The following is a 1609-nucleotide window of genomic DNA, read 5'->3' on the forward strand; positions in this document are numbered from 1 at the left end:
ACCACCAAGGAAGTCGGCAAAGGCACCGGCCTTGGCCTGTCGATGGTCTACGGCATCATCAAGCAGACCGGCGGCTTCATCTTCTGCGATTCCGAAGTCGGCAAAGGCTCGACTTTCCGCATTTTCCTGCCGCGTCACATCGCCGAAGCGAAAAAGGCAGGCGAGCCCGGCGATGCGCCGGCGGCGCCGGCAAAGGTCGCCGATCCGGCCAAGGATCTGTCGGGCTCGGCCACGGTGCTGCTCGTCGAGGACGAGGATGCCGTGCGCATGGGCGGCATGCGGGCGCTGACCTCGCGCGGCTACACCGTGCACGAGGCGTCGTCGGGCGTCGAGGCGCTGGAAGTGTTCGAGGCGCTGGGCGGCAAGGTCGATATCGTCGTTTCCGACGTGGTGATGCCGGAAATGGACGGGCCGACGCTGCTCGGCGAATTGCGCAAGCGCCAGCCCGACATCAAGTTCGTCTTCGTGTCCGGCTATGCCGAGGACGCATTCGCCAGAAACCTGCCGGCAGATGCGCATTTCGGCTTCCTGCCGAAGCCGTTTTCGCTCAAGCAACTGGCCACGATCGTCAAGGACGTGCTGGAGTCCTAAAGCCTTCCCCATGTTCCTCCTTGCGCAACGCCGTGACAACGCCATGATTGAGGGGTGAACGGCAGGAAGGCTTAGGGGAGCAACCGGTGACGCCGCACAACGAAGCGGACAAGGACGACTATGCCGACACGGTGTTGTTGCCGGGCGACCCGCAACGCGCCGAATGGATGGCGCAAACGTTCCTGGAAGCGCCGCGCTGCATCAATCGCCGACGCGGCACGCTTGGCTTCACCGGCTTGTTTCGTGGCAAGTCCATCAGCATTCAAGCGACGGGCATCGGCGTTTCATCGTTTCTGATCTATGCGCATGAACTGCTGGACCATTATGGCGCCCGGACGCTGATCCGTACCGGCACCTGCGGCAGCCTGACCGCAAAGGCAAAGCTGCGCAGCCTTGTCATCTCGCAATCGGCACAGGCGGAAAGCGCCCAGAGCGGCCAGGTTTTCGGCCTTTATGGACCGGCTGGCCCGGACCCGGCGCTCCTCGCATCGTCACGGGCCAAGGCGGTAGAATTTGGCATCGACCATCATGTCGGCCTGACGGTCTGCAGCGACATCTTCTATCACCCGGATGGGCGTGCCCGTTTTGCCGATGCACGGGCGCAAGGAGCCCTGGCCGTGGATATGGAAACCAGCGCGCTCTATGGCATATCGGAGCATTTCGGAGCACGTGCGTTGTCGATGTGTGTCGTGGTGGACAACATCGAGACCGGCGAACAGACCGACTATTCCGAGCGCCAGGCGCTTTTCACCGACATGAGCCGTCTGGCGCTCGCTGTCGCAGCCGAGAGCTAGAGTACGGGTCTACTGGGTCAATCCCTTGCGTACGGCAGCGACATCGCCGGACGAGACTGCAGGAGCCGCGTTGCCCCAACTGGCGCGCACATAGGTCAAGACGTCGGCGACCTCCTGGTCTTTCAGGCGCCAGGCCAGGGAAGGCATGGCGGGCGTCGTCGGTGCATCGGCCGTGTGCACGGCCTGGCTGCCGGCAAGGACGAGCCGGGCCAGTGTTTCGGCAC

Annotated in this window: 2 protein-coding genes and 1 pseudogene; 2 read left to right on the top strand and 1 reads right to left on the bottom strand. The window is 63.6% G+C overall.

Annotated elements, in window-relative coordinates:
* The coding region (locus ENZ75_RS31270) for a response regulator (RefSeq protein ID WP_128278601.1) at positions 1 to 591 on the top strand (591 nt) is incomplete at its 5' end.
* A gap of 86 nt (positions 592 to 677) precedes the next feature.
* Entirely contained in the window at positions 678 to 1385 is a 708-nt protein-coding gene (locus ENZ75_RS31275; RefSeq protein ID WP_013531859.1) for a DeoD-type purine-nucleoside phosphorylase, read from the top strand.
* Positions 1386 to 1394: 9 nt separating this feature from the next.
* Here the strand turns inward: ENZ75_RS31275 and ENZ75_RS31280 are convergent.
* Positions 1395 to 1609: pseudogene (locus ENZ75_RS31280) on the bottom strand (cytochrome c); the annotation flags it as partial.

Source organism: Mesorhizobium sp. M7A.F.Ca.CA.002.04.1.1, from assembly GCF_004022805.1.
Lineage (GTDB): Bacteria > Pseudomonadota > Alphaproteobacteria > Rhizobiales > Rhizobiaceae > Mesorhizobium > Mesorhizobium ciceri.